Here is a 22864-nt window from a genome sequence, read left to right on the forward strand (position 1 = left end):
GTCGCCGTAGGTTACGGGACCGTAGCCTCGGCTTCTTCTCGTACCCGCCCTCACTCTCACCCCCCAGGGGACAGCCATGACCATCAGCACCGAGGTGACCTCGGAATCCGCCACCGGGGCGCGCGGGACGGCACCGGATCCGCCCTCCGCGACGCTGGGGGGTGACAGCAAGCGGTCGATCGAGCAGATCACGCTGCTGCTGTTCATCGCGGTGCCGTTCGTGGCCCTGGTGGCGGCGGTGCCGCTGGCCTGGGGCTGGGGGGTGAGCTGGCTGGATCTGGGCCTGCTGACGGCGATGTACTTCATCGGCTGTCACGGCATCACGATCGGCTTCCACCGGTACTTCACGCACGGCTCGTTCAAGGCGAAGCGCCCGCTGCGGATCGCGCTGGCGATCATGGGTTCGCTGGCGGTGGAGGGGCCGCTGGTGCGCTGGGTGGCGGATCACCGCAAGCACCACAAGTTCTCCGACGCAGAGGGCGACCCGCATTCGCCGTGGCGGTTCGGCGAGACGGTGCCGGCGCTGATGAAGGGCCTGTGGTGGGCGCACATCGGCTGGATGTTCGACGAGGAGCAGACGCCGCAGCACACGTACGCGCCCGATCTGATCAAGGACCCGGCGATCCGCCGCATCTCGCGGCAGTTCGTGCTGTGGACGCTGGTGTCGCTGGCGATCCCGCCGCTGGTGGGCGGCCTGGTGACGATGTCGTGGTGGGGCGCGTTCACGGCGTTCTTCTGGGGCTCGCTGGTGCGGGTGGCGCTGCTGCACCACGTGACCTGGTCGATCAACTCGATCTGCCACGCGGTGGGCAAGCGCCCGTTCAGGTCGCGGGACCGCTCGGGCAACGTGTGGTGGCTGGCGGTGCTGTCCTGCGGCGAGTCCTGGCACAACCTGCACCACGCGGACCCGACCTCGGCGCGGCACGGCGTCCTGAAGGGCCAGGTGGACTCCAGCGCGCGGCTGATCCGCTGGTTCGAGCAGCTCGGCTGGGCCTCGGACGTGCGCTGGCCGGCGGCGGCCCGCATCGAAGCCCGGCGCCGGCGCACCCCCGCCGACGCGGCATGATGGAAGACGTGGCGATCACAGGCAGCACAGGCGGTACCGGCGGCACCGGCAGTACGAGCGAACCCAAGGCCCGGCGGGGCCGACGGGTGCGGATGACGGGTGCGGAGCGCCGGGAGCAGCTCCTGGACATCGGCCGCACCCTCTTCGCGGAGAAGGGCTTCGAGGGCACGTCGGTGGAGGAGATCGCGGCGAAGGCCGGGGTGTCGAAGCCGGTGGTGTACGAGCACTTCGGCGGCAAGGAGGGCCTGTACGCGGTGGTGGTGGACCGGGAGATGCGCCAGCTCCTGGACATGGTGACGGGGGCCCTGACCGCCGGGCATCCGAGGGAGCTCCTGGAGCAGGCGGCCTTCGCGCTGCTGGACTACATCGAGCGGTACACGGACGGCTTCCGGATCCTGGTCCGGGATTCGCCGGTGGCGCAGTCGACGGGCACCTTCGCCTCGCTGATCAGCGACATCGCCACGCAGGTGGAGGACATCCTGGGCCTGGAGTTCAAGGCCCGCGGCTTCGACCCGAAGCTGGCGCCGCTGTACGCGCAGGCCCTGGTGGGCAGTGTGGCGCTGACGGGGCAGTGGTGGCTGGACGTGCGCCGGCCGAAGAAGGCGGAGGTCGCGGCGCACCTGGTGAACCTGGCCTGGCACGGCCTGGACGGGCTGGAGCAGAAGCCTCGGTTGATAGGGCACCGCAAGAACTGACGGCCTTCTCGGGCGCCCGGGGGCGGGGGCGTCGCGCGCGGTGGCGTGCGGCGCCCCCGCCCCCGTGTCACGCCGGTGTTCTGGTGGCGACGGCGAAGATCCGGCGGAACGGGAACGCGGTGCCGTGCGGGCCCGGGGGGTAGGCCGCGCGGAGCCGCTCGCGGTACTGGGCGAGGAACGCCTCGGTGGCGGCCCGGTCGTCCCGCAGGGCGGTGAGGACGGGCCGCAGGGCGGTGCCCTTGACCCAGTCGAGGACGGGGTCCTCGCCGGGGAGGAGCTGGATGTACGTGGTCTCCCAGACGTCCGTCTCGCAGCCGAGGTCGGCGAGCCGCTGGAGGTAGTCGGCGGGTTCCAGGATGTGGACGTAGCGCCGTCCCTGGTCGCCGACGCGCCCGCGCCACTCGGGGGTCTCGCAGAGTTCGCCGAGCAGGGCGTGGCTGGGCGAGGTGAAGTTGCCGGGGACCTGGAAGGCGAAGGTGCCGCCGGGGCGCAGTCCGGCGATCCAGGGGGCGAAGGACTCGGGGTGGTTCGGCACCCATTGCAGGGCCGCGTTGGAGACGATCAGGTCGTAGGGCTCGTCGGGGGTCCAGTGGGCCGCGTCGGCCGCGCGGAAGTCGAGCCAGCCTCCGCCCGCCGTGGTGCCCGCCCAGTCCTTCTCGGCGCGTTCCAGCATCTCGGGCGAGAGGTCGAGGCCGGTGATGTGGGCGTCGGGCCAGCGGTCGGCGAGGAGGGCGGTGACGTTGCCGGGGCCGCAGCCGAGGTCGGCGATCCGGGCGGGCCGGCCGTCGGCGGCGGGGAGCTGAGGTATTCGGGCGAGCAGGTCGAGGAAGGGACGGGTGCGGTGGCCCGCGTGGCGGAGGTACTGCTGTGGGTCCCATGTCGGTGCGGCGGATTCCACGGAATGCATGTTCGAAGCCCCCTTGCTGGAACGAGTTGCCGAAGCGGAACGGAGTTCCGGCCCGGTCCCTTCCCCATAGTCCAGGAGACTATATCTCGACGTCAAGATTCTTGTTATCGAGATGCTCGAAAACGAGAGACTTAATACCAAGAGACTTTATGTCAACAGACCCTCTACACTGATCGTCATGGAGGACGAGGTCGACCGGCTGGTCGCTGCATGGCGCCGAGAGCGCCCGGACCTCGACGTGGAACCGCTCGAGGTGCTCAGCCGTGTCTCACGCCTGGCCCGGCACCTCGACCGCGCCCGTCGGCTCGCCTTCTCCGAGCACCAGCTGGAGCCCTGGGAGTTCGACGTCCTCACCTCGCTCCGCCGGGCCGGCGCGCCCTACCAGCTCTCCCCCGGCCAGCTCCTCACCCAGACCCTGGTCACCTCGGGCACCATGACCAACCGCATCGACCGGCTCACCAAGAAGGGCCTCGTCGAGCGGCTGCCCGACCCCAGCGACCGGCGCGGCGTCCTCGTCCGCCTCACCCCCGAGGGCCGCGACCGCGCCGACCAGGCCCTCGCCGGGCTGCTGGCCCAGGAGCGGGCCATCCTGGCCCGCCTCTCGCGCACCGAGCGCGCCGAACTGGCCGCGCTGCTACGCCAGCTGACCGCCCCGTTCGACAACATCCCCGGCTAGCGCGGCCCCCGGCGGCTCCTCCGCCGGGCCCACCCCGGCCCGCCGGGCCAGCGCCACCGCCGCCAGCGTCGAGTGCACGCCCAGCTTGCCCAGCACGTTCTGCATGTGCGTACGGACCGTGTGCGGCGACAGGAACAGGCGCTCCGCCACCGCCTTGCGCCCCAGCCCGGCCACCATGCAGCGCAGCACCTCCCGCTCGCGCGGGGTCAGCGACTCCACCAGCCGCTCGCTCTCCGTCCGGTGCTTGCGGGCCTCCGTCAGCTCCCGCAGCACCCCCGTGAGCAGCGCGGGCGGCAGATGGGTCTCGTCCCGCAGCACCCCGCGCACCACGGCCAGCAGCCGCTGCAGCGAGCAGTCCTTGGCCACCCACCCCCAGGCGCCCGCCTGGAGCGCCAGGGCCGCCCGGGGGGCGTCGTCCTTCTCCGCGAGGACCACGCAGCGCAGCCCCGGCCGCCCCTCGCGCACCCCCGCGACCAGCGCGACCCCGTCGCCGCCGCCGAGGTCGGAGTCGACCAGCATCACGTCGAAGCGGCGCCCCTCCCCCGCCGCCCGGTCCAGGCAGCGCAGCGCCGCCGGGCCGCTGCCGGCGGCGGTGACGTCCACGTCGGGCTCCGCCGCGAGGGCGGCGGCGAGCGACTCGGCGAAGATGCGGTGATCGTCCACCACGAGAACCCGGATACGGGCCACGGACACTCCCAAGTGTCGAGGAACGGCCCGGCGCGGGCACGGCGCCGGGGGCGGGTCCGCCGGTCGCACGGCCGCCGCCGTGCCCTGACAGTTACCCCGCCCCGGGCGCCGTACCCGGCGGGTCTCGATACCCCTGAAACAGCACCGGCCCCCACCGGCGCTGCGCACCAGGGTAGAGGTGCGCGGCTCCGGTGGAGGCCGATTCGCGGAACTGTGCGCCGCCTGTGGGTTCTTGGGGGATTCAGAGCACCCGGCGGGCGCCCGCCGACGGGACCGCCGGGAAGATCCCGGGGGCGCCGTGGCCCGCCTCGGCGAAGGCCCGCCCGACGGCGGCGGCGACCGCGTCCGCCCGGTCCGCCGCGACCAGCACGACGGCCGAGCCGCCGAAGCCGCCGCCGGTCATCCGGGCGCCCAGCGCGCCCGCCGCGTTCGCCGCCCCGACCGCGAGGTCCAGTTCGGGGCAGGAGACCCGCAGGTCGTCGCGGAGCGAGGCGTGGCCCTCGGTGAGCAGGGGCCCCACGGCGGCCGGGTCGCCCGCGTCGAGGAGGGCGATCACCCGCTCGACGCGGTCGTCGTCGGTGACGACGTGCCGCACATAGCGGCGGACCGTTTCGTCGTCCAACCGTGCGAGGGAATCGGACAGTTGCGCGGCGGGCACGTCGCGCAGCGCGCGCACGCCGAGCGCCCGCGCACCCGCTTCGCACCCGGCGCGCCGCTCGGCGTACGCGCCGTCCCCGAGCGCGTGCTTCACCCGGGTGTCCACCACCAGCAGGCCGAGCCCCCGGGCCGCGAGGTCGAAGGGCACCTGCCGGTACGAGAGGTCACGGGTGTCCAGGTACAGCGCGTGGCCCTCGGTGGCGCAGGCGGAGGCCATCTGGTCCATCACCCCGCACGGCACGCCCACGAAGTCGTTCTCCGCGCGCTGGGCGAGCACGGCCAGTTCGGGGCGGGACAGCCCGAGGCCGAACAGGTCGTTCAGGGCGAGGGCGGTGACGACCTCCAGGGCCGCGGAGGAGGACAGTCCCGCGCCGGTCGGCACCGTCGACGTCAGGTGGACGTCCGCGCCGGTCACCGGGTGCCCGGCGGCCCGCAGCGCCCACACCACCCCGGCGGGGTACGCGGCCCAGCCGTACCCCGAGGCCCCGGACAGCGGCTCCAGGGTCTCGACGTCGAGCCGGACGACCCCGCCGCCGATGTCGGCGGAGTGCAGCCGCAGCACGCCGTCGTCCCGGCGGGAGACGGCGGCCGCGGCGGTGTGCGGCAGGGCCAGCGGCAGGACGAAGCCCTCGTTGAAGTCGGTGTACTCGCCGATCAGGTTGACCCGCCCGGGGGCCTCCCAGACCCCCTCGGGGGCCGCCCCGTACAACGCCGCGAACTCCGCCGCCACCGTGCTCATGCCTGTCCCTGCTCCTTCTTCCGCGCGAACGCCCACGCGTCCTCGACGATGGCCGCCAGATCCGGGCGGGACGGGGTCCAGCCGAGGCGCTCGCGCGCCGCGTCGGCCGCGGCGACGAGCACGGCCGGGTCCCCGGCGCGGCGCTCGGCCATGACCTCGGGCACCGGGTGGCCGGTGACCTCGCGGACGGTCTCGACGACCTCCCGCACGGAGAAGCCGTTGCCGTTGCCGAGGTTGCAGATCAGGTGCTCGCCCGCGGTCATCGCGTCCAGGGCCAGCAGGTGGGCCTCGGCGAGGTCGGCGACGTGGATGTAGTCGCGCACGCAGGTGCCGTCGGGTGTCGGGTAGTCGTCGCCGTAGACGTTGATCGCGGCGCGCTGCCCGAGGGCGACCTGGAGGACCAGCGGGATCAGGTGCGACTCGGGGTCGTGCCGCTCGCCGCACTCCTTGTAGGCGCCGGCCACGTTGAAGTACCGCAGCGAGACGGCGGCCAGGCCGTGCGCGGCGCACTCGCCGGAGATCATGTGGTCGACGGCCAGCTTGGTCGCGCCGTACGGGTTGGTCGGCGCGGTCGGCGCGGACTCGGTGATCGGCACGGACTCGGGCTCGCCGTAGGTGGCGGCGGTCGAGGAGAACACCAGGCGGCGCACGCCCGCCTCGCGCATGGCGGCGATCAGCGCCATGGTGCCGCCGACGTTGTTGTCCCAGTACTTCTCGGGCTTGGCGACGGACTCGCCGACCTGGGAGTACGCGGCGAAGTGCAGCACGCCGTCATAGCTGGAGTCGAGCCACTTCGCGGCGTCCTGGATGCGCCCCTCGATGAACTCGGCGCCGGCCGGGACGCCTTCCCGGAAGCCGGTGGAGAGGTCGTCGAGGACGGTGACCTCGTGCCCCGCCTCAAGGAGGTGGGCGGCGACCGTGCCGCCCACGTAGCCGGCCCCACCGGTCACCAGGTACTTCGACGACGCTGCCTTGCTCAACTGCTTGCCACCTCTCGGAGTCTGTCGGCCGCGGACTCCGGCGACACGTCGTTCATGAACGCGCCCATGCCGGACTCGGTGCCCGCGAGGTACTTCAGCTTGCCAGAGGCCCGGCGGACGGTGAAAAGCTCCAGGTGCAGCGCGAACTCCTCGCGCCCGGCGCCCGCCGTCGGGGCCTGGTGCCAGGCGGCGATGTACGGGGTCGGCGGCTCGCCCGCCCCGAAGATCCGGTCGAAGCGGCGCAGCAGCTCCAGATAGATCCCGGGGAACTCGGCGCGGGCCGCCGCGTCGAGCCCGGTGAGGTCGCCGGTCCGCCGGTGCGGGTAGAGGTGCACCTCGTACGGCCAGCGGGCCGCGTACGGCACGAAGGCGGTCCAGTGCTCCCCGGCCAGCACCACCCGCTCCCCGGCCCGCTCCCGCTCCAGGACCTCGTCGAAGAGGTTGCGCCCGGTGGCGGCGCGGTGCGCGACGGCGTTGCGGAGCATGGTGGCGGTGCGCGGGGCGGTGTACGGGAAGGCGTAGATCTGGCCGTGCGGGTGGGCGAGGGTGACGCCGATCTCGGCGCCCCGGTTCTCGAAGCAGTAGACCTGCCGGACGCCGGGCCGGGCGGAGAGCTCGGCGGTGCGGTCGGTCCAGGCGGCCAGCACCAGGGCGGCCCGCTCCTCGGTCAGGTCCGCGAAGGAGGCGGCGTGCTCGGAGGTGAAGCAGACGACCTCGCAGCGGCCGTGGGCGCCCGACAGGGAGGGGAAACGGTTCTCGAAGACCGCCACCTCGTACGCCGGGGCCGGGATCTCGCTGTGCCGCTCCCCGGTGGAGGGGCACAGCGGGCAGCTGTCGGCGGGCGGGTGGTAGATCCGGCCCTGCCGGTGCGAGGCGATGGCGACGTCCTCGCCGAGCAGCGGGTCGTGGCGCAGCTCGGAGGCGGAGGCGACGGGGTCGAGGGGGCGCGGGTCGGCCGCGTCGCGGGCGGCGTCCTCGTCGAGGTCGAAGTAGATGAGCTGACGCCCGTCGGCGAGCAGGGTGACGGTCTTCTTCACGGCGGGCGGCCTCCACAGCCTCCATCCAACAGAACCACCCATAAAAAACCATAATCGAACATCGATGGTCAACACTCCACCACACCCGACCACTCGGAAGGGTCAACGAAGCGCCGAGGGGCCGGGGTTCAGCCGAGCCGCTGCGCGGGCACCCGGTCCAGCAGCCCCGTCCGCGCCGCCAGCGCCGCCGCCTCCAGGCGCGAGCCCACGCCCAGCTTCATCAGCACCCGCTGCACATGGGTCCGCGCGGTGCTCGGCGCGATCGCCATCCCCGCCGCGATCACCCGCGTGTCCTCGCCCTCCGCCACCCTGACCAGCACCTCCACCTCGCGCGGCGTGAGCATCCGCAGCAGCCGCTGCCCCTCGTCGTCGGGCTGCGCCGCCGGGTTCAGCAGCTCCGCGAAGGCGCTCTGGAGGAGCTGCGGCGCCACCGCCGCCTCCCCCGCGCGGGCCTTCACCAGCGCCCGTTCCACCCCCTCGATCCGCTCGTCGTGGCGCACGTACCCGGAGGCGCCCGCCGCGAACGCCGCCGCGATCCCGCGCGGCGAGGGCACCGGCCCGAGCACCACCACCGCCACCTGCGGGCGCTCCCGCTTGATCCGCGCCACCGGGTCGAAGGCGCCCGGCTCGGCCGGCGCCGAGGTGCCCAGCAGACAGACCTCCGGCGCCCGGCTCACCACCAGCTCCGCCGCGCCCGCCACCGGCGCCGCCGACGCCAGCACCCGGTGCCCGCGCAGCTTCAGCGCCGAGGCCAGCGCCTCCGCGTGCAGGCGGTGGTCGTCGACCACCACGAGCCGAACGCCCATCGATCTGGCCCCCATCTCTCCCCCATCCCCCCGGACTGTCGAATTCTTCGCCGGGCGGCCGCCGCGCAAACAGCCCGGCGCGCCGATGTGCATCGGTGCGCCGGGCTGCCGCGAACCCGCCCTGGGCCTGTGTCAGTGCGTGCTGTACCCCACCGCCAGGTACTCCTTGGCGGAGGAGGACGTGCGCTGCTTGGAGATCATGACCTCGGACAGGAAGAACCGGCCGTCGGCGTAGAGCGCCTCCGAGTAGTCCGAGGAGAAGGTCCGCTCGGGGTTGTCGAGGCCCTTGACCGCCGGGGTCTCCAGCAGCGTGGTCTGCTTCATGGTGGCGCCGTCGATGGCGACGACCTGCCCGCCCTTGTCGTAGGGCGGCAGCTTGTACGCGACGAGGTTGCCGCCGTCCATGCGCAGCGGCACCATCGTGTAGCGGTCGCCCGCGTCCGCCTTCTCCGGCACCGGCTGCCCGCTGGCCAGGTCGAAGGCGACGATCTCGTTGGTCTCGTCGCCGTACTCCCCGGTGCTGCCCTCGTGCTTCTCGGTCGGCAGGTAGAGCCGCCCGTTGCCGACCAGGACCTTGCTGCAGTTCTCCACCTCGGTGGAGCGGCAACGGGCCGCGTAGCGGTCGGAGTCCGCCGAGATCTTCGCCTTCAGCTTGCCGGTCTTCTCGTCGATCGAGAAGAAGTCCGAGATGCCGGAGCCGTCGGTCGCGGTGTCGCCGACGTCGGCGGCCACCACCAGCGGGCTGGTCGAGACGACCGAGGCGTAGTCGACCCCCGCGGGCATCCGGTACTGCGAGAGCGGGGCGCCCGTCGTCGGGTTGAGGTTCTGGATCAGCACGTACTGGCTGCCGTACGGGCCGCACTTGCGGGCCGCGACCAGGCCGGCGCCGCCGCCGTACCCCATGTCGTAGCAGTTCTGCGCGTTGGCCTGCGGCTTCCAGCGCGGGTTGCCGTTGGCGACGTCGAAGGCCGCGCCGCCGTCGGTGCCGCCCGCGGCGACGGTCGCGCCGGACAGCGTGACCTCGTTGAACTTGGCCTTGCCGTCGCCCGCCGCGCCGCCGGTGACGGAGGTCGACCAGACCAGCTTGCCCGTGTTCAGGTCGACCAGGCCGACCTCGGTGCACGGCTGGTAGTTCTTCGGCGGCATCCGCTTGCCCGCCTCGAAGAGGATCGGCGTCTTCCCGTCCGCGGTGACGTGCCGGGAGGTGCCGCAGACCTGGCCGGTCAGCGGCAGCGTCCACAGCGCGGTGCCCTTGTCCAGGTCGTAGCCGACGACCGAGTTCACCCCGGTCTTCACGTACGCCTTGGCGGTGATCCAGGAACCGGCGACGTCGGTGACGTCCTCGACCTTCGGCTGCGGGAGCTGGACGGTCAGCTTGGCCGCGGTGTTCGCCGGGGCCTTCTCCTTGCCCGGCCCGTCCGCGCCGCCGCCGCCCGTGCCGCCGGAGCCGCCGCCGGACGCGGTGCCGCCCGCGGTGGTGCCCTTGGCGTCCTTGCCCGGTCCCTCGTCACCGCCGGAGTTCGCGTACCAGAGGCCGACGCCGACGAGCAGCACGACGGCGACGACGGCCGCGATGACGATCCGTGCCTGCGCCGACGGCTTCTTCCCGCCGCCGGGGCCCGGCGGCGGGGCCTGCTGGTACACCGGCTGCGTCGGATAGCCGTACGGCTGCTGGGGCGGCTGGCCGTACGGCGGCTGCGGGGGCTGGGGCTGCCCCTGCGGCTGCGTCGGGTACCCGTACGGCTGCTGCGGGGGATAGCCGTACGGCTGCTGCGGCGGCTGGGGCTGCGGGTAGCCGTAGGGCGGCTGCTGCGGCGGGGGCGTGGGCGCGCCGAAGCCGCCCGGCGGCGGGTCCTGCGGGGCGCCGAAGCCGCCCGGCGGCGGGCCGGGGGGCTGGTTCGGCGGGGGTGGCGGGGGCTGGGTCATGACGTGGGCACCTCGGAGCGGGGACGGGAACGGGGACGGGGAAGCGGGTGGAGACGGGGACGGGACGGACGGCGGGGTGTCACTTGCCGTACGCCATCATCGTCTTGACCTCCTTCTCCGCCTTGTCGTTGGAGGCGGAGACCCGGCCCGAGGCGATCACGAACGTGCCGTCGGCGTAGGCGAAGCGGGCGTTGTAGAAGGAGCTCTCGACCGTCGAGACCGCCGCCTGGTGCTGGAGCAGCACCTTCGGCGCGCCGCCGGTCGGGGCGAGGGTCGCGACCGCGCCGCCCGTGTCGTAGCGCGGCTCGACGTAGAGCAGCACGTCGGAGCCCTGCATCCGCAGCGGGGTCATCTGCTGCTCGCCGGGCGCCTTGGAGCGCCACTTGGGCTTGCCCGTGTTCAGGTCGAAGGCGACGACCTCGTTGGGGGTGCCGTACGCGCTCTCGGTCGCCATGTAGAAGGTGTTCGCGTCGGCGGCGACCCCGGTGCAGCCCTGGAGGTTCTTGCCGAAGACGACGAAGGTGCCGCCGCAGTTCGGGGCGAACTTGTCCTTGCCGCCCTGGATCTGGGAGCGCTCGGAGCCGTTCGCGTTGAGCGAGAAGACCGCCCACTTCTTCTGCGCGCGCTGGGTGGCGGAGACGACGAGCGGGTCCACCGAGTAGACCCGGTCCACCTCCCAGTCGGTCTGGAGCTTGAAGGTCCACTTGGCCTTGCCGGTGGCCGGGTCGACCTCGCTGACCGCCTGCGACTGCTTGTTGACGTCGCCGGAGGGGCACTTGGAGGCGGCGATGAGCCTGCTGCCGCCCGCGTACGCGAAGGGCTTGCAGCCGTCGGACGGGCCGGTGAAGAGCTGCCTGCCGTCGGTGAGCGAGAAGCCGTAGGCGGAGCTGGAGCCCGCGGCGGTCACCGTGTCGCCGCTGATGGCGAGGGTGTTGTCGGAGAAGGCGAAGAGGCCGGTGGCCTTGGGGACGGCCTTCATCCAGCCCGCCTTGCCGGTCTTGAGGTCGACCTGCTGCAGCTGCGTGCACTTGGCGCGGTCGCCCGCGCTGTCGTTGTACGCGAAGACCATGGTGCCGTTCGCGGAGGGCTCCGGCGGGGCGGCGCACAGCTCGAAGGGCACGTCGACGTGCCACTTCGGGGAGCCGTCGGCCAGGCTGTAGCCGTCGATGCCCTTGTACATGCCCTTGACGACGGTGTCGCCGACGATCCACGGGCCGAAGACGTCGGCGCCGTTGCGCGGCAGGTCCACGTCGTTCTTCAGCAGCCAGGCGAGCTTCGCCTCGCCGTCCTTGCGGCCGGCGTTCAGGCTCTCGTCGCCGTTCTGGCCGTCGCCGCTGCCGTCGCCCTGGTCGACGGAGTCGGAGGGCTTCGGCGTGGGGCTGGTGGAGTTGCCCGGCTTGGCGACCGGCTCCTTGCCGTCGTCGCCGCCGAAGGCCAACCAGCCGACGCCGCCGATGACCAGCAGCCCGGCGACCGCCGCGGCCACGATGCGACCGGGCTTGCCCTTGAAGGGGTTGCCGCCGCCGGAGGACGGGGGCGGCGGCACCGGGGCGCCGGGGTAGCCGCCGTACGGGTTCGGCTGCTGGCCGTACGGACCGGGCTGCTGGCCGTAGGGGCCGGGCTGCTGGGCGTACGGGCCGGGCTGCTGCGGCTGCTGCGGGTAGCCGTACGGGCCCGGCTGCTGGGCGTACGGGCCGGGCTGCGGCTGCTGCGGCGGCTGCTGCGGATACCCGTACGGTCCCGGCTGCGCCTGCGGAGCCGTCGGGGCCTGCGGCGGGACCGGAGGTGCCTGCGGCGGGACCGGGGGCACCGGCGGCACGTTCGGGTCCGGAGCGCCGAAGCCCCCCGGCGGCTGGTTGCTGGGCGGCTGGGTCATCTCGGTTCCCCCTTTTGTGAGCGGGTTTTCTTTCTACCACTCACGCGTTGGCGCAAAAGTGACCGGTCCGCCCCTTGTTCCCAAGGGAGGACCGGCCCGTGATGCCCTCGTTACGCCTTCTCTACGACTTCTCTACGCGTCCTCGGCCAGTTCCAGCCAGCGCATCTCCAGCTCCTCGCGCTCACCCGCCAGTTCGCGCAGTTCCGCGTCGAGCTTCGCCACCTTCTCGAAGTCCGTGGCGTTGTCCGCGATCTGGGTGTGCAGCTTCGCCTCCTTGTCGGAGAGCTTGTCGAGCTGCCGCTCGACCTTCTGCAGCTCCTTCTTCGCGGCGCGCGCGTCGGCCGCCGACACGCCCTGCTTCGGCGCGGCGGCCTGGGCGGGCGCGGCCGGGGCGGCGTCCTCGATCATCCGGCGGCGGCGCTCCAGGTACTCGTCGATGCCGCGCGGCAGCATCCGCAGCGCCCGGTCGCCGAGCAGCGCGAAGGTCCGGTCGGTGGTGCGCTCCAGGAAGAAGCGGTCGTGGGAGATGACCACCATCGAGCCGGGCCAGCCGTCGAGCAGGTCCTCCAGCTGCGTCAGGGTCTCGATGTCGAGGTCGTTGGTCGGCTCGTCGAGGAAGAGCACGTTGGGCTCGTCCATCAGGAGCCGCAGCAGCTGGAGCCGGCGCCGCTCGCCGCCGGACAGGTCGCCGACCGGCGTCCACTGCTTGTCCTTGCCGAAGCCGAACTGCTCGCACAACTGCCCGGCGGTCATCTCCCGGCCCTTGCCGAGGTCGACCCGGTCGCGGATCTGCTGCACCGCCTCCAGGACCCGCAGGGTGGCGGGGAGTTCGGTGACGTCCTGCGAGAGGTAGGCGAGCCGCACGGTCTTGCCGACCACGATCCGGCCGGCCGGCGGCTGCACCTCGCCGCCGGAGCGGGCGGCCTCGGCGAGGGCGCGCAGCAGCGAGGTCTTGCCGGCGCCGTTGACGCCGACCAGGCCGATCCGGTCGCCGGGGCCGAGCTGCCAGGTCAGGTGCTGGAGCAGCGTCTTGGGACCGGCGGTGACGGTCACGTCCTCCAGGTCGAAGACGGTCTTGCCGAGCCGGGCGTTGGCGAACTTCATCAGCTCGGAGCTGTCGCGCGGCTCCGGCACGTCCGCGATGAGCGCGTTCGCCGCCTCGATGCGGAAGCGCGGCTTGGAGGTGCGGGCGGGGGCGCCGCGGCGCAGCCAGGCGAGCTCCTTGCGGACCAGGTTCTGCCGCTTGACCTCCTCCGTGGCCGCGATCCGCTCCCGCTCGGCGCGGGCGAAGACGTAGTCGGAGTAGCCGCCCTCGTACTCGTAGACCGCGCCGCGCTGCACGTCCCACATGCGGGTGCAGACCTGGTCGAGGAACCAGCGGTCGTGGGTGACGCAGACGAGCGCGGAGCGCCGCTCGCGCAGGTGCCCGGCGAGCCAGGCGATGCCCTCGACGTCGAGGTGGTTGGTGGGCTCGTCGAGGACGAGCAGGTCCTGGTCCTCGATGAGCAGCTTGGCGAGCGCGATGCGCCGCCGCTCGCCGCCGGACAGCGGGCCGATGACGGTGTCGAGGCCCTTCTCGAAGCCGGGCAGGTCCAGCCCGCCGAAGAGGCCGGTGAGCACGTCGCGGATCTTGGCGCTGCCGGCCCACTCGTGGTCGGCCATGACGCCGATGACCTCGTGGCGGATGGTCGCCTCGGGGTCGAGCGAGTCGTGCTGGGTGAGCACCCCGCTGCGCAGCCCGCCGCTGTGCGTGACGCGGCCGCTGTCGGCCTCCTCCAGCTTGGCGAGCATCCGGATCAGGGTGGTCTTGCCGTCGCCGTTGCGGCCGACGACGCCGATCCGGTCCCCTTCGGAGACGCCGAGCGAGACCCCGTCGAGCAGCGCACGGGTGCCGTACACCTTGCTGACGGACTCGACATTGACCAGGTTGACGGCCATTTCACTCCTGTACCGGGGGATCGATCGACGTCCAGGGTAGTCGGGCGGGACCGGTGGGATAGCGTGCGGTGATTCGTTCGCGGTGAGGTACGGGGCGGGGGCCTGGCATGGACGGGACGGCGTGGGCGCGGTTCCGGCGCCACCGGTGGCTGCCGGGGGCCGTGCTGGTGCTGCTGGCCGTGACCGTGGCCGCCGGCTTCGTGCTGGTGCGCGCCGAGCGCCGGGAGAGCGGGAACACGGGGGCCCTGGAGCGTGCCTGCGGCGGGGTGCTGCCCCGGGACGCGGTGCGGGCCCTGCTGCCGGAGGACGGCTCCTGGAGCGAGCGGAGCGGCCCGGGGCCGCGCGGCCTGGTCGCCTGCGGGGTCGGGGTGAGCGGCGGCGAGGGCGGCTGGCTCCAGCTGACGGCGGTCCCGGTGCTGGCGCCGCCGCTGGTGAGCGTGCGGGTCGAGGGTGTCGCGGGCGATCCCTTCGCGCGCGCGCCGCGCTGGGTCGCCGACCACCGCTGGGCCGACGCGACGGCCACCGTCGGCTGCGCGGGCGGGCTGCCGGGGTACCCGCGCCCGGTGACCTCCTTCCACGTGTACGGGGACCTGTCCACGGTCGGGGACGCGGCCCCGACCGGCTGGGCCGGGCACCTCGCCGAGGCGGTCGCCGCCGTCGCGGAGGACCTGCGCACCGCCCACGGCTGCGGCGGCCCCGCCGTGCGCCCCGCCGACGTGCGGCCCGCCCCTCGGGCCGCGCCGGACGGCACGGACGGGGCCGCCGGGCAGGACGGGAAGGCCGTCCGGGCGGCCTGCGACTGGTTCCGGGCCGCGCGGCTGGGCCCCGGCTGGGGGCCGACCGGGGACGCCAGCCGGGGCGCCGAGCACCCCGGGGCGCGCGCGTGCGTCACCGGCGGGCTGAACGGGGAACGGACCGCCGCGGTGACCTCCGCGAGCTGGTGGGGCGAGCTGCTGCCGGAGGCGCGCACCGAGTACGGGCGCGAGCTCGCCCTGGTGGGCCGGGGCACCGCGCCCGGCGGGCGCCGCTCGGCGCACACGGTCGCCGCCTGGGCGGAGGCCCGCTGCGGCGACGGCCCGGCGCTGCACCGGGTGAGCGTGACGGCCGCGGAGAAGGACGGGCTCGCGGACCGGGCCGAGGCGCTGCTCGGCCGCTATCTGGAGGCGGCGCACTGCCGGGACGTCACGAGGCTGGGGACGGTGTGGAAGTGAGCGGGGCGACGGCGTCCGGGCGGCCGGCCCCGGAGAAGCGCGGGGGGTGGCGGCGGCGGGTGGCCTGGCTCGCCTGCGGCGCGGTCCTGCTGTCCGGCGGCTTCTTCTGGGCGTCGGGCGGCTGGGACGCCTGGCGGCACGACCGGGCCCTGGACTCGGCCTGCGACGGGACGCTGGCGGCGGGCCCGGTGCGGGCGCTGACCGGCGGGGCGGAGGTGACGGCGGACATCCGGCGCGACCGGCGGGACTCGTGGTGGCAGTGCCGGGTGGCCGGCGTCCGGGACGAGGACGGCCGGATCGACCTGCGGGTGACGGTGTGGCCGGGCGAGGAGCGGTACGCCGGGATCGAGGCCGCGCGCACCGACGCGCCGCTGGGGCACGGCTGGACCGGCGGCTTCGCCTTCGACCCCGACCGGTCCGGCGGGGACCCGGGCGACGCGTTCGCCACGCTGCTGCTCGACTGCCGGGACAAGGGGCGCGGGTGGGTGTCCGCCGAGGTCCGGGCGCGCACCGACCGGCTCGACTTCGGCCGTCCCGAGGCCCGGGAGCGGCTGGTGGCCGTGCTGACGGGCACGGCGACGGCGTACGCCCGGCGGACGGGCTGCGAGGCCGCCGAGGGCGGGCCGGTGACCGGGGTCGGGGTCTCGGCGACGGCGTGGGACCACGAGCCGTTCGCGACGGTGTCGGGGAGCTGCGCGGGGATCCTGGACCCGGCGACGGCCGCCCGCTGGGGCGTGCGCACGGCCGTCGAGACCGCGCGGGGCCCGAAGGCCGCCGAGGGCTGCCTGTTCGGCGGGGTGCGGGGCGCGCCGCTGTACGAGTTCACCGCCTTCTACGGGGCTGCCTTGAAGTCGGCGCGGTACTGGCTGGACCCGCTCGGGAACACCCCGGGCGACTCGCCCGACGGGTACTACGCGCTGTGGGCCTCCTGTCCGGCCGGGACCGCGGCGTACGCGGTGGGGGCGGCTGACCACGCCGGCGGGCTGGCCCTGGACCACCCGGGGCTGCGGGCCGCGCTGGCCCGCTTCGCCGCCGCGTCGGCGAAGGAGCACGGCTGCGCCGCGCCGCGTACGGAGCGGCCGACCGCCGGCTGACACCGTGCGCGGCCCGCGCCGGGCCCGCGCATGCGTGCGAACGGAGTGCCGGGGTCGGCCGCGCGGGCGACTGTGCGGCCCCGGCTGCCGGGGCGGGGCGGCGGCGGGCCGCCATGTTCGGGGGACAGCCGCACCCCCAGGAGAGAACCATGACCCGCAGTCCCCGCCGCGCCACCGTCGGCGCGCTCACGGCCGCCCTCGCCGCCCTCACCGTGCTCGCCGCCGGGCCCGCCGCCGCCCACGGCGACCCGAAGGTGACGGATCCGCACGTCCTCGCGCACTTCGACTTCGCCGCCGGGCAGACCCCGGAGAACATCGCCCTCGAACCCGACGGCTCCGCCGACCTCACCTTCGCCTTCGCCCGGCAGGTCGTCCGGGTGGACCGGCAGGGGCACACCCGGGTCCTGGCGGCCCTGCCCGCCGTGGCGCACCCGGCGACCCCGACGGTCGGCGCGGCCCTCGTCACCGGCATCGCCCGCGCCGGGGACGGCACCCTGTACGTCAACTACGCCACCGGCACGCCCGAGACCGGGATCTGGCGGATCGCCCCGGACGGCAGCGCCCCCGAGCGGATCGCCCCGCTGCCCGCCGACGGCTTCCCCAACGGGCTGGCGCTCGACGAGGACTGCGGCACGCTCTACGCCGCCGACTCGGCCCTCGGCACCGTGTGGAGCGTCCCCGTGGACGGCGGGCGGCCCACCGCGTGGGCGACCGGGCCCGCGCTGGCCCCCACCGCCGCGCTCCCCTTCGGGGCCAACGGCATCAAGGTGAAGGACGGCGCCGTGTGGGTCTCCAACTCGGCCCGCGGCACCCTGCTGCGCATCCCCGTCCGGCCCGGCCCCGAGCGGGCCGCGGGCCCGGCGGAGACCCGGGCGAGCGGGCTCACCGCCATCGACGACTTCGCCTTCACCGGGCACGGCGACACCGTCCTGGCCGCGCTCGACACGGTGCACGAGCTGGCGCTGGTCCGCCCGGACGGCACCCACAAGATCGTCCTGACCGGGGCGGACGGGCTCCAGAACCCGACCTCGGTCGCCGTGCACGCCAAGAGCGTCTACGTGAACAGCGCCGCCTTCTACGTACCGCGGGGCCAGGACCCGAACCTGCTGCTGGCCCGGATCTCCAAGAACAAGCTCTAGAGCGGGGTGGCGCCCGCCGCCGGGGAGGTCGCCACGCGGGCCGCGCGGCAGGTGCCGGAGGCGGTCAGGGCGGCCGCGACCGTCTCGGCGGACTCGGCGTCCTTCACCAGGAACGCGGTCGTCGGGCCCGAGCCGGAGACCAGCGCGGCCAGCGCCCCGGCGGCCGTGCCCGCCTCCAGCGTCGCGGCCAGCGAGGGCCGCAGCGACAGGGCGGCGGGCTGGAGGCCGTTGGCGAGGGCCCCGGCGAGGGCGGTGGTGTCGCCGGTGCGCAGGGCGTCGAGGAGGGCCGGGGAGGCGACCGGCTCGGGGACCGTCACCCCCTCGTTGAGGCGGTCGAACTCGGCGTACACGGCTGGTGTCGACAGCCCGCCGTCGGCGACGGCGAAGACCCAGTGGAAGGCGCCGCCGACCGGCAGCTCCGTGAGCCGCTCGCCCCGGCCGACGCCGAGCGCGGCGCCGCCGACCAGGCTGAACGGCACGTCGCTGCCCAGCTCGGCGCAGATCTCCAGGAGTTCGGCGCGCGGGGTGTCCAGGCCCCACAGGGCGTCGCAGGCCAGCAGGGCGCCCGCGCCGTCGGCGCTGCCGCCGGCCATGCCGCCCGCGACGGGGATGTCCTTGGCGATGTGCAGGTGCACGTCGGGCGCGATGCCGTGCCGGGCGGCGAGGAGTTCGGCCGCGCGGGCGGCCAGGTTGGTGCGGTCCAGCGGCACCTTGTCCGCGTCGGGGCCCTCGCAGGTGATCGTCAGGGCGTCGGCGGGGGTGGCGGTCACCTCGTCGTACAGGGAGACCGCGAGGAAGACGTTGGCCAGGTCGTGGAAGCCGTCGGGGCGGGCGCCGCCGACCGCGAGCTGCACGTTGACCTTGGCGGGGACCCGTACGGTGACGGAACCGGCGCCGCTCACGCCCCGGCCCCCTTGTGCTCGGCGATCCGGGCGAACTCCTCGACCGTCAGGGCCTCGCCGCGCGCCTGCGGCGAGATGCCGGCGGCGACCAGCGCCGCCTCGGCGGCGGCGGGCGAGCCCGCCCAGGTCGCGAGGGCGGCGCGCAGGGTCTTGCGGCGCTGGGCGAAGGCGGCGTCGACGACGGCGAAGACGTCCTTCTTGGCGGCGGTGGTCTTCACCGGCTCGGCGCGCCGGACCAGCGAGACCAGGCCGGAGTCGACGTTGGGCGCGGGCCAGAAGACGTTGCGCCCGATGGAGCCCGCCCGCTTGACGTCCGCGTACCAGTTGGCCTTCACCGACGGCACGCCGTACACCTTGTTGCCCGGCCCGGCGGCCAGCCGGTCGGCGACCTCGGCCTGGACCATGACGAGGGTCCGCTCGATGGTCGGGAAGCGGTCCAGCATGTGCAGCAGCACCGGCACGGCCACGTTGTACGGCAGGTTGGCGACGAGCGCGGTGGGCGGCGGGCCCGGCAGCTCCTGGACCAGCATGGCGTCGGAGTGGACCAGCGCGAAGCGGTCCTTCCGCTCCGGCATCCGGGCGGCGATGGTGGCCGGCAGCGCGGCGGCGAGGATGTCGTCGATCTCGACGGCGGTCACCCGGTCCGCGGCCTCCAGCAGCGCGAGGGTGAGGGAGCCGAGCCCCGGTCCCACCTCCACGACCACGTCGTCGGGGCGCACCTCGGCCGTGCGGACGATCCGCCGGACCGTGTTCGCGTCGATGACGAAGTTCTGGCCCTTCTGCTTGGTCGGGCGCACGCCGAGGGCGGCGGCCAGCTCGCGGATGTCTGCGGGGCCGAGGAGGGCGTCGGGACTGTCGGGTCCGGTGGTGGTGCTCACCGGTACAGCCTACGGCCGCAGTGCGGCCACGGAGTCGCCCCCCGGGTCACGTAGAGCTTCTTCGCCCGGAAGGTCTGCTCGGCGGCGGGCGCGTTCTGCGCGGTGCCGCTGCCGCCGAGGGAGCGCCAGGTGCCGGGGTCGAACTGGTAGAGCCCGCCGTAGGTGCCGGACGGGTCGACGGCACCGGGGCGCCCGCCGGACTCGCAGGCGGCGAGCGCGGACCAGTTCAGGTGGTCGGCGCCGTCCACCGAGGTGGGCAGCGGGCGGGTGCCGATCCGGACCCGCTGGGCGACCGGCTCGCGCACGGTCTCCTCGCCGGTGCGGCGGGGCTTCTGCCGGACCCCGTTGACCGTGCGCAGGCTGTACGTGACGCGGCGGACACCCGGCACGCCCTGGCGTTCGACGAGCTCGGTCCCGGCGAACAGCTCGTCGTCGCGGACCTTCTCCACGGCGAACGGGAGGGACTCCTCGCGGACCTCCTGGGTGCCGGTGATCCGCAGCACGGTCACCGTCTGCCCGTCGCGCGGGAAGGAGCCCGGCGGCACCGAGGTGGTGTCCTGGCCGGACAGGGTGATCCCGGCCTCCTCGACGGCCTCCCGGACGGTGGCCGCGTTGGTGCGCACGGTCCGCTCCCGCCCGTCGGCGAGGAAGGTGACGGTCCGCTCGGTGCGCACGTCGAGCGCGAGGCCCTGGCGGGAGATGGCGGCCGAGCGGGAGACGGAGAGGTGGGCGCCCTCGGCGCGGACGCCGAGCTGCCGCAGGGCCCCGTCGACGGTCCGGGCGGTCGTCCACACCTGGCGGCGCTGCCCGTCGAGGGTGAGGGCGACGGGGCGCCCGTAGCGGACGACGATCTCGTCGCCGCTGGCCAGGGCGGCGGCGGGGGCGGGCGCCACGATGTCGTGGTCGCCGACCGCCAGGCCCTCGTGGGCCAGCAGCTCCTCGACGTCGTCGGCGAAGGTGTGCAGGGTGCGGGGGACGCCGTCGACGGAGAGCCGGACGGCCTTGTCCTGGGCGACGAAGGCGCTGGTGCCGCCGGCCAGGAAGGCGACGACGAGGGCCTGCGGGACGATCCGCCGCAGGCCCCCGGCGGCGGTCGGGCTCGCCTTGCGGCGCCGGGCGGCGGCGCGGCGAGCCCCGGATCGATGCGAAGTGCTCACGAGGCCGGGACCCTAGCCCCGCGCGCGCTCACTCTCCAAAACGACCCGACTCCATGGCGTAACCGTTATGGATCAGTAATCGAAGGCGCGGGCCGTGTTGACGGCGATCGCCCCGGCCAGCTCCTCCTCGCCGATGCCGCGCACCGCCGCCATCGCGCGGACGGTGACGGGGATCAGGTACGGGGCGTTGGGGCGGCCACGGTAGGGCGCGGGGGTCAGGAAGGGGGCGTCGGTCTCGACCAGGACGAGCTCCAGCGGGGCGACGGCGAGGGCGTCGCGCAGCGGCTGGGCGTTCTTGAAGGTCACGTTGCCCGCGAAGGACATGTAGTAGCCCTTGGCGGCGCAGATCGCGGCCATCTCCGCGTCGCCGGAGTAGCAGTGGAAGACGGTCCGCTCGGGGGCGCCCTCCTCGTCGAGGACCCGCAGCACGTCCGCGTGGGCCTCCCGGTCGTGGATGACGAGGGCCTTGCCGTGGCGCTTGGCGATCTCGATGTGGGCACGGAAGGAACGCTCCTGCGCGGCCATGCCCTCGGGGCCGGTGCGGAAGAAGTCGAGCCCGGTCTCGCCGACGGCCCGCACGTACGGGAGGGCGGCGAGCCGGTCGATCTCGGTGAGCGCGTCGTCGAGCGCCGCGTCCCCGCCGGGGGTGCGCGCCCCTTGGCGCGACCAGCCGTCCGGATCGCCCAGCACGATCCGGGGCGCCTCGTTGGGGTGGAGCGCCACCGCCGCGTGCACGCTGTCGTGGGCGGCGGCCGTCTCGGCGGCCCACTGGGAGCCCTTCACGTCGCAGCCGACCTGGACGACCGTCGTCACGCCGACGGCGGCGGCCTTGACCAGGGCCTCCTCGACGGTGCCGGACTGCATGTCGAGGTGGGTGTGCGAGTCCGCGACCTCCACGGTCAGGGGCTCGGGCAGCGGCGGCGGGGCGTCCTTGGAACTCATGGCCCCGATCGTACGAGGGCCCTGCGTCCGGCCGCCAAGGACAGCCGTCGGTCCCGGCACCGGGACGGCGCCGGGACCGGGCCGCTACCGCCGGGACCGGAAGGGGTGCAGCAGGTCGGAGAGGTGCCAGTGGTGCTCCGGCTTCTCCGCGCCGGCACCGGCCGGGTCGTCCTCCGTCAGCTCCTGGCCGATCGGCCCGGCTATGGAGACCGGCTTGGTCGCCTTCGCGCCGCGCCGGTGCCGCTCACTCGCCGCCATCAGAGCGAGTACCGAGGAGACCTGGCCCGCGCGCATGATCCGCACGATGTGGCCACCGCAGTTCATGCAGGTCGGGCTGGACAGCGGGGACGGCACCCGCTCTCCGTCGGCCTTGTAGACCACGAATGCGTGGCCCTTGGCGTCGACGTGGTGCTCTATCTCGTAAGCCTGCTCCCAGCCGTAGCCGCAGCTCATGCAGGCGAAGGCATACGCCTCGTGCACGACGGGCGTTCCGGTGCCGGTGATCTCAGTCATTCCAGCTCCTCTCCACTGCTCCAGTGGACGCCTTTTCCGGCCGGAGCGCATCAGTGGCGGAAAAACCATGGAAGCTCTTTGGCGTTTCCTTGCCCTGAAGACCTTCGGGCGGGCCCGCGAGCGGGTTCCGCTTTGCCTTTCAGATTAGTCCTTTACCCTTACCGGAGCCCGGCGCCGCCGCATTCTTTGCCGCCACCACGGCATCGAACACCTCGCGCTTGGGAACCCCCGCCTCGGCCGCGACCGCCGCGATGGCCTCCTTGCGCCGCTCCCCCGCCTCCTCGCGCACCAGCACCCTGCGCACCAGCTCCTCGGCGTCCAGCTCGCCCGGCACGGGCTCCGGGGCACCCTCGACGACGACGGTGATCTCGCCCCGTACGCCCTCCGCCGCCCAGGCCGCCAGCTCGCCCAGCGGGCCGCGCTTGACCTCCTCGTACGTCTTGGTCAGCTCGCGGCAGACGGCCGCCCGCCGCTCCTCGCCGAAGACCTCGGCCATCGCGGCCAGCGTGTCGTCCAGCCGGTGCGGGGCCTCGAAGTAGACGAGGGTCCGGCGCTCCTCGGCGACCTCGCGCAGCCGCCCGAGGCGCTCGCCGGCCTTGCGGGGCAGGAAGCCCTCGAAGCAGAAGCGGTCCACCGGCAGCCCGGACAGCGCGAGCGCGGTGAGCACCGCGGACGGGCCCGGCACGGCCGTGACCCTGATGTCCCGCTCGACGGCGGCGGCGACCAGCCGGTAGCCCGGGTCGGAGACCGAGGGCATCCCGGCGTCGGTGACGAGCAGCACCCGCGCCCCGCCGGCCAACGCCTCGACCAGCTCGGGCGTGCGGGCGGACTCGTTGCCCTCGAAGTACGAGACCACCCGGCCCGAGGTGTGGATGCCCAGCGCGCGGGTGAGCCCGCGCAGCCTGCGGGTGTCCTCCGCGGCCACGATGTCCGCGTTCTCCAGTTCGGTGGCGAGCCGTGGCGGTGCGTCCCCGATGTCGCCGATGGGGGTCCCTGCGAGTACCAGCGTTCCTGTCACGGGGACCATCCTCCCAGCCC

The 22864-nt window shown here is 74.2% G+C and carries 21 protein-coding genes; 6 read left to right on the forward strand and 15 right to left on the reverse strand.

Going from position 1 to position 22864, the window contains the following annotated elements:
* Positions 1-76: 76 nt before the first annotated feature.
* Together AB0C99_RS16485 and AB0C99_RS16490 are read left to right on the forward strand one after the other, a co-directional pair.
* Positions 77-1066: a fatty acid desaturase gene (locus AB0C99_RS16485; protein WP_362475395.1), complete on the forward strand. Its 990-nt coding sequence runs from the start codon at positions 77-79 to the stop codon at positions 1064-1066.
* Positions 1066-1761 (forward strand): TetR/AcrR family transcriptional regulator, encoded by a 696-nt coding sequence (locus AB0C99_RS16490; protein ID WP_362475514.1) that lies wholly within the window; start codon positions 1066-1068, stop codon positions 1759-1761. Before AB0C99_RS16485 ends, AB0C99_RS16490 begins: the two co-directional genes overlap by 1 nt.
* A 67-nt stretch (positions 1762-1828) precedes the next feature.
* Here AB0C99_RS16490 and AB0C99_RS16495 read toward each other — a convergent pair whose 3' ends face one another.
* Complete coding sequence (locus tag AB0C99_RS16495) at positions 1829-2668, reverse strand: trans-aconitate 2-methyltransferase (RefSeq protein WP_362475397.1); 840 nt, start codon at positions 2666-2668, stop codon at positions 1829-1831.
* 178 nt (positions 2669-2846) lie between these two features.
* Between AB0C99_RS16495 and AB0C99_RS16500 the strand changes: the two genes are divergently transcribed.
* Positions 2847-3344, forward strand: a complete 498-nt coding sequence (locus AB0C99_RS16500) for a MarR family transcriptional regulator (protein ID WP_362475398.1) — start codon at positions 2847-2849, stop codon at positions 3342-3344.
* Here AB0C99_RS16500 and AB0C99_RS16505 read toward each other — a convergent pair.
* From AB0C99_RS16505 to AB0C99_RS16540, 8 genes are all read right to left on the reverse strand, one after another.
* Positions 3303-4031 (reverse strand): response regulator transcription factor, encoded by a 729-nt coding sequence (locus AB0C99_RS16505; RefSeq protein WP_362475400.1) that lies wholly within the window; start codon positions 4029-4031, stop codon positions 3303-3305. The genes AB0C99_RS16500 and AB0C99_RS16505 overlap by 42 nt on opposite strands.
* A gap of 241 nt (positions 4032-4272) precedes the next feature.
* Positions 4273-5427, reverse strand: a complete 1155-nt coding sequence (gene galK / locus AB0C99_RS16510; protein WP_362475402.1) for a galactokinase — start codon at positions 5425-5427, stop codon at positions 4273-4275.
* Positions 5424-6407, reverse strand: coding sequence for a UDP-glucose 4-epimerase GalE (galE, locus tag AB0C99_RS16515; protein WP_362475404.1), 984 nt, complete (start codon positions 6405-6407; stop codon positions 5424-5426). Before galE ends, galK begins: the two co-directional genes overlap by 4 nt.
* Positions 6404-7444 (reverse strand): galactose-1-phosphate uridylyltransferase, encoded by a 1041-nt coding sequence (gene galT / locus AB0C99_RS16520; protein ID WP_362475406.1) that lies wholly within the window; start codon positions 7442-7444, stop codon positions 6404-6406. The genes galE and galT overlap by 4 nt, the downstream gene beginning before the upstream one ends.
* Before the next feature lie 128 nt (positions 7445-7572).
* Positions 7573-8250, reverse strand: coding sequence for a response regulator transcription factor (locus AB0C99_RS16525; protein WP_362475408.1), 678 nt, complete (start codon positions 8248-8250; stop codon positions 7573-7575).
* A gap of 132 nt (positions 8251-8382) precedes the next feature.
* On the reverse strand, positions 8383-10176 hold the full coding sequence (locus AB0C99_RS16530; RefSeq protein ID WP_362475410.1) for a PQQ-binding-like beta-propeller repeat protein: 1794 nt from the start codon (positions 10174-10176) through the stop codon (positions 8383-8385).
* 79 nt (positions 10177-10255) lie between these two features.
* Complete coding sequence (locus AB0C99_RS16535; protein WP_362475411.1) at positions 10256-12052, reverse strand: PQQ-binding-like beta-propeller repeat protein; 1797 nt, start codon at positions 12050-12052, stop codon at positions 10256-10258.
* A 132-nt stretch (positions 12053-12184) separates the two neighbouring features.
* Positions 12185-13990: an ABC-F family ATP-binding cassette domain-containing protein gene (locus tag AB0C99_RS16540; protein WP_362475413.1), complete on the reverse strand. Its 1806-nt coding sequence runs from the start codon at positions 13988-13990 to the stop codon at positions 12185-12187.
* Between the two features lie 107 nt (positions 13991-14097).
* Here AB0C99_RS16540 and AB0C99_RS16545 point away from each other — a divergent pair, with 107 nt between their 5' ends.
* The 3 genes from AB0C99_RS16545 (at position 14098) to AB0C99_RS16555 (ending at position 17434) form a co-directional block, all read left to right on the forward strand.
* Complete coding sequence (locus AB0C99_RS16545; protein ID WP_362475415.1) at positions 14098-15201, forward strand: hypothetical protein; 1104 nt, start codon at positions 14098-14100, stop codon at positions 15199-15201.
* Positions 15198-16295, forward strand: coding sequence for a hypothetical protein (locus tag AB0C99_RS16550; protein WP_362475416.1), 1098 nt, complete (start codon positions 15198-15200; stop codon positions 16293-16295). Before AB0C99_RS16545 ends, AB0C99_RS16550 begins: the two co-directional genes overlap by 4 nt.
* 149 nt (positions 16296-16444) lie before the next feature.
* A complete protein-coding gene (locus AB0C99_RS16555) occupies positions 16445-17434 on the forward strand; it encodes a hypothetical protein (protein WP_362475418.1) in 990 nt (329 codons plus the stop codon).
* On the opposite strand, the gene AB0C99_RS16560 is transcribed toward AB0C99_RS16555, so the two are convergent.
* The 6 genes from AB0C99_RS16560 to rsmI form a co-directional block, all read right to left on the reverse strand.
* Complete coding sequence (locus AB0C99_RS16560; RefSeq protein ID WP_362475420.1) at positions 17431-18336, reverse strand: 4-(cytidine 5'-diphospho)-2-C-methyl-D-erythritol kinase; 906 nt, start codon at positions 18334-18336, stop codon at positions 17431-17433. The two genes, AB0C99_RS16555 and AB0C99_RS16560, sit on opposite strands and share 4 nt — an antisense overlap.
* On the reverse strand, positions 18333-19214 hold the full coding sequence (gene rsmA / locus AB0C99_RS16565; RefSeq protein WP_362475422.1) for a 16S rRNA (adenine(1518)-N(6)/adenine(1519)-N(6))-dimethyltransferase RsmA: 882 nt from the start codon (positions 19212-19214) through the stop codon (positions 18333-18335). The genes AB0C99_RS16560 and rsmA overlap by 4 nt, the downstream gene beginning before the upstream one ends.
* The gene (locus AB0C99_RS16570; RefSeq protein ID WP_362475424.1) at positions 19211-20371 is read right to left on the reverse strand and encodes a ubiquitin-like domain-containing protein; all 1161 of its coding nucleotides are present in this window, start codon (positions 20369-20371) and stop codon (positions 19211-19213) included. Before AB0C99_RS16570 ends, rsmA begins: the two co-directional genes overlap by 4 nt.
* A gap of 72 nt (positions 20372-20443) precedes the next feature.
* A complete protein-coding gene (locus tag AB0C99_RS16575) occupies positions 20444-21313 on the reverse strand; it encodes a TatD family hydrolase (RefSeq protein ID WP_362475426.1) in 870 nt (289 codons plus the stop codon).
* An 84-nt stretch (positions 21314-21397) separates the two neighbouring features.
* A complete protein-coding gene (locus AB0C99_RS16580) occupies positions 21398-21826 on the reverse strand; it encodes a hypothetical protein (RefSeq protein WP_362475428.1) in 429 nt (142 codons plus the stop codon).
* A 139-nt stretch (positions 21827-21965) separates the two neighbouring features.
* Positions 21966-22853: a 16S rRNA (cytidine(1402)-2'-O)-methyltransferase gene (gene rsmI, locus AB0C99_RS16585; protein ID WP_362475430.1), complete on the reverse strand. Its 888-nt coding sequence runs from the start codon at positions 22851-22853 to the stop codon at positions 21966-21968.
* Positions 22854-22864: the final 11 nt, after the last annotated feature.

Origin of the sequence: Streptomyces sp. NPDC048659 (genome assembly GCF_040650575.1) — a bacterium.
GTDB lineage: Bacteria > Actinomycetota > Actinomycetes > Streptomycetales > Streptomycetaceae > Streptomyces.

Coding starts and splice junctions, on each gene's coding strand:
- AB0C99_RS16485 (WP_362475395.1), top strand. CDS start 77: ATGACCATCAGCACCGAGGTGACCTCGGAATCCGCCACCGGGGCGCGC.
- AB0C99_RS16490 (WP_362475514.1), top strand. CDS start 1,066: ATGGAAGACGTGGCGATCACAGGCAGCACAGGCGGTACCGGCGGCACC.
- AB0C99_RS16495 (WP_362475397.1), bottom strand. CDS start 2,668: ATGCATTCCGTGGAATCCGCCGCACCGACATGGGACCCACAGCAGTAC.
- AB0C99_RS16500 (WP_362475398.1), top strand. CDS start 2,847: ATGGAGGACGAGGTCGACCGGCTGGTCGCTGCATGGCGCCGAGAGCGC.
- galK (WP_362475402.1), bottom strand. CDS start 5,427: ATGAGCACGGTGGCGGCGGAGTTCGCGGCGTTGTACGGGGCGGCCCCC.
- AB0C99_RS16525 (WP_362475408.1), bottom strand. CDS start 8,250: ATGGGCGTTCGGCTCGTGGTGGTCGACGACCACCGCCTGCACGCGGAG.
- AB0C99_RS16530 (WP_362475410.1), bottom strand. CDS start 10,176: ATGACCCAGCCCCCGCCACCCCCGCCGAACCAGCCCCCCGGCCCGCCG.
- AB0C99_RS16535 (WP_362475411.1), bottom strand. CDS start 12,052: ATGACCCAGCCGCCCAGCAACCAGCCGCCGGGGGGCTTCGGCGCTCCG.
- AB0C99_RS16540 (WP_362475413.1), bottom strand. CDS start 13,990: ATGGCCGTCAACCTGGTCAATGTCGAGTCCGTCAGCAAGGTGTACGGC.
- AB0C99_RS16545 (WP_362475415.1), top strand. CDS start 14,098: ATGGACGGGACGGCGTGGGCGCGGTTCCGGCGCCACCGGTGGCTGCCG.
- AB0C99_RS16555 (WP_362475418.1), top strand. CDS start 16,445: ATGACCCGCAGTCCCCGCCGCGCCACCGTCGGCGCGCTCACGGCCGCC.
- AB0C99_RS16575 (WP_362475426.1), bottom strand. CDS start 21,313: ATGAGTTCCAAGGACGCCCCGCCGCCGCTGCCCGAGCCCCTGACCGTG.
- AB0C99_RS16580 (WP_362475428.1), bottom strand. CDS start 21,826: ATGACTGAGATCACCGGCACCGGAACGCCCGTCGTGCACGAGGCGTAT.
- rsmI (WP_362475430.1), bottom strand. CDS start 22,853: ATGGTCCCCGTGACAGGAACGCTGGTACTCGCAGGGACCCCCATCGGC.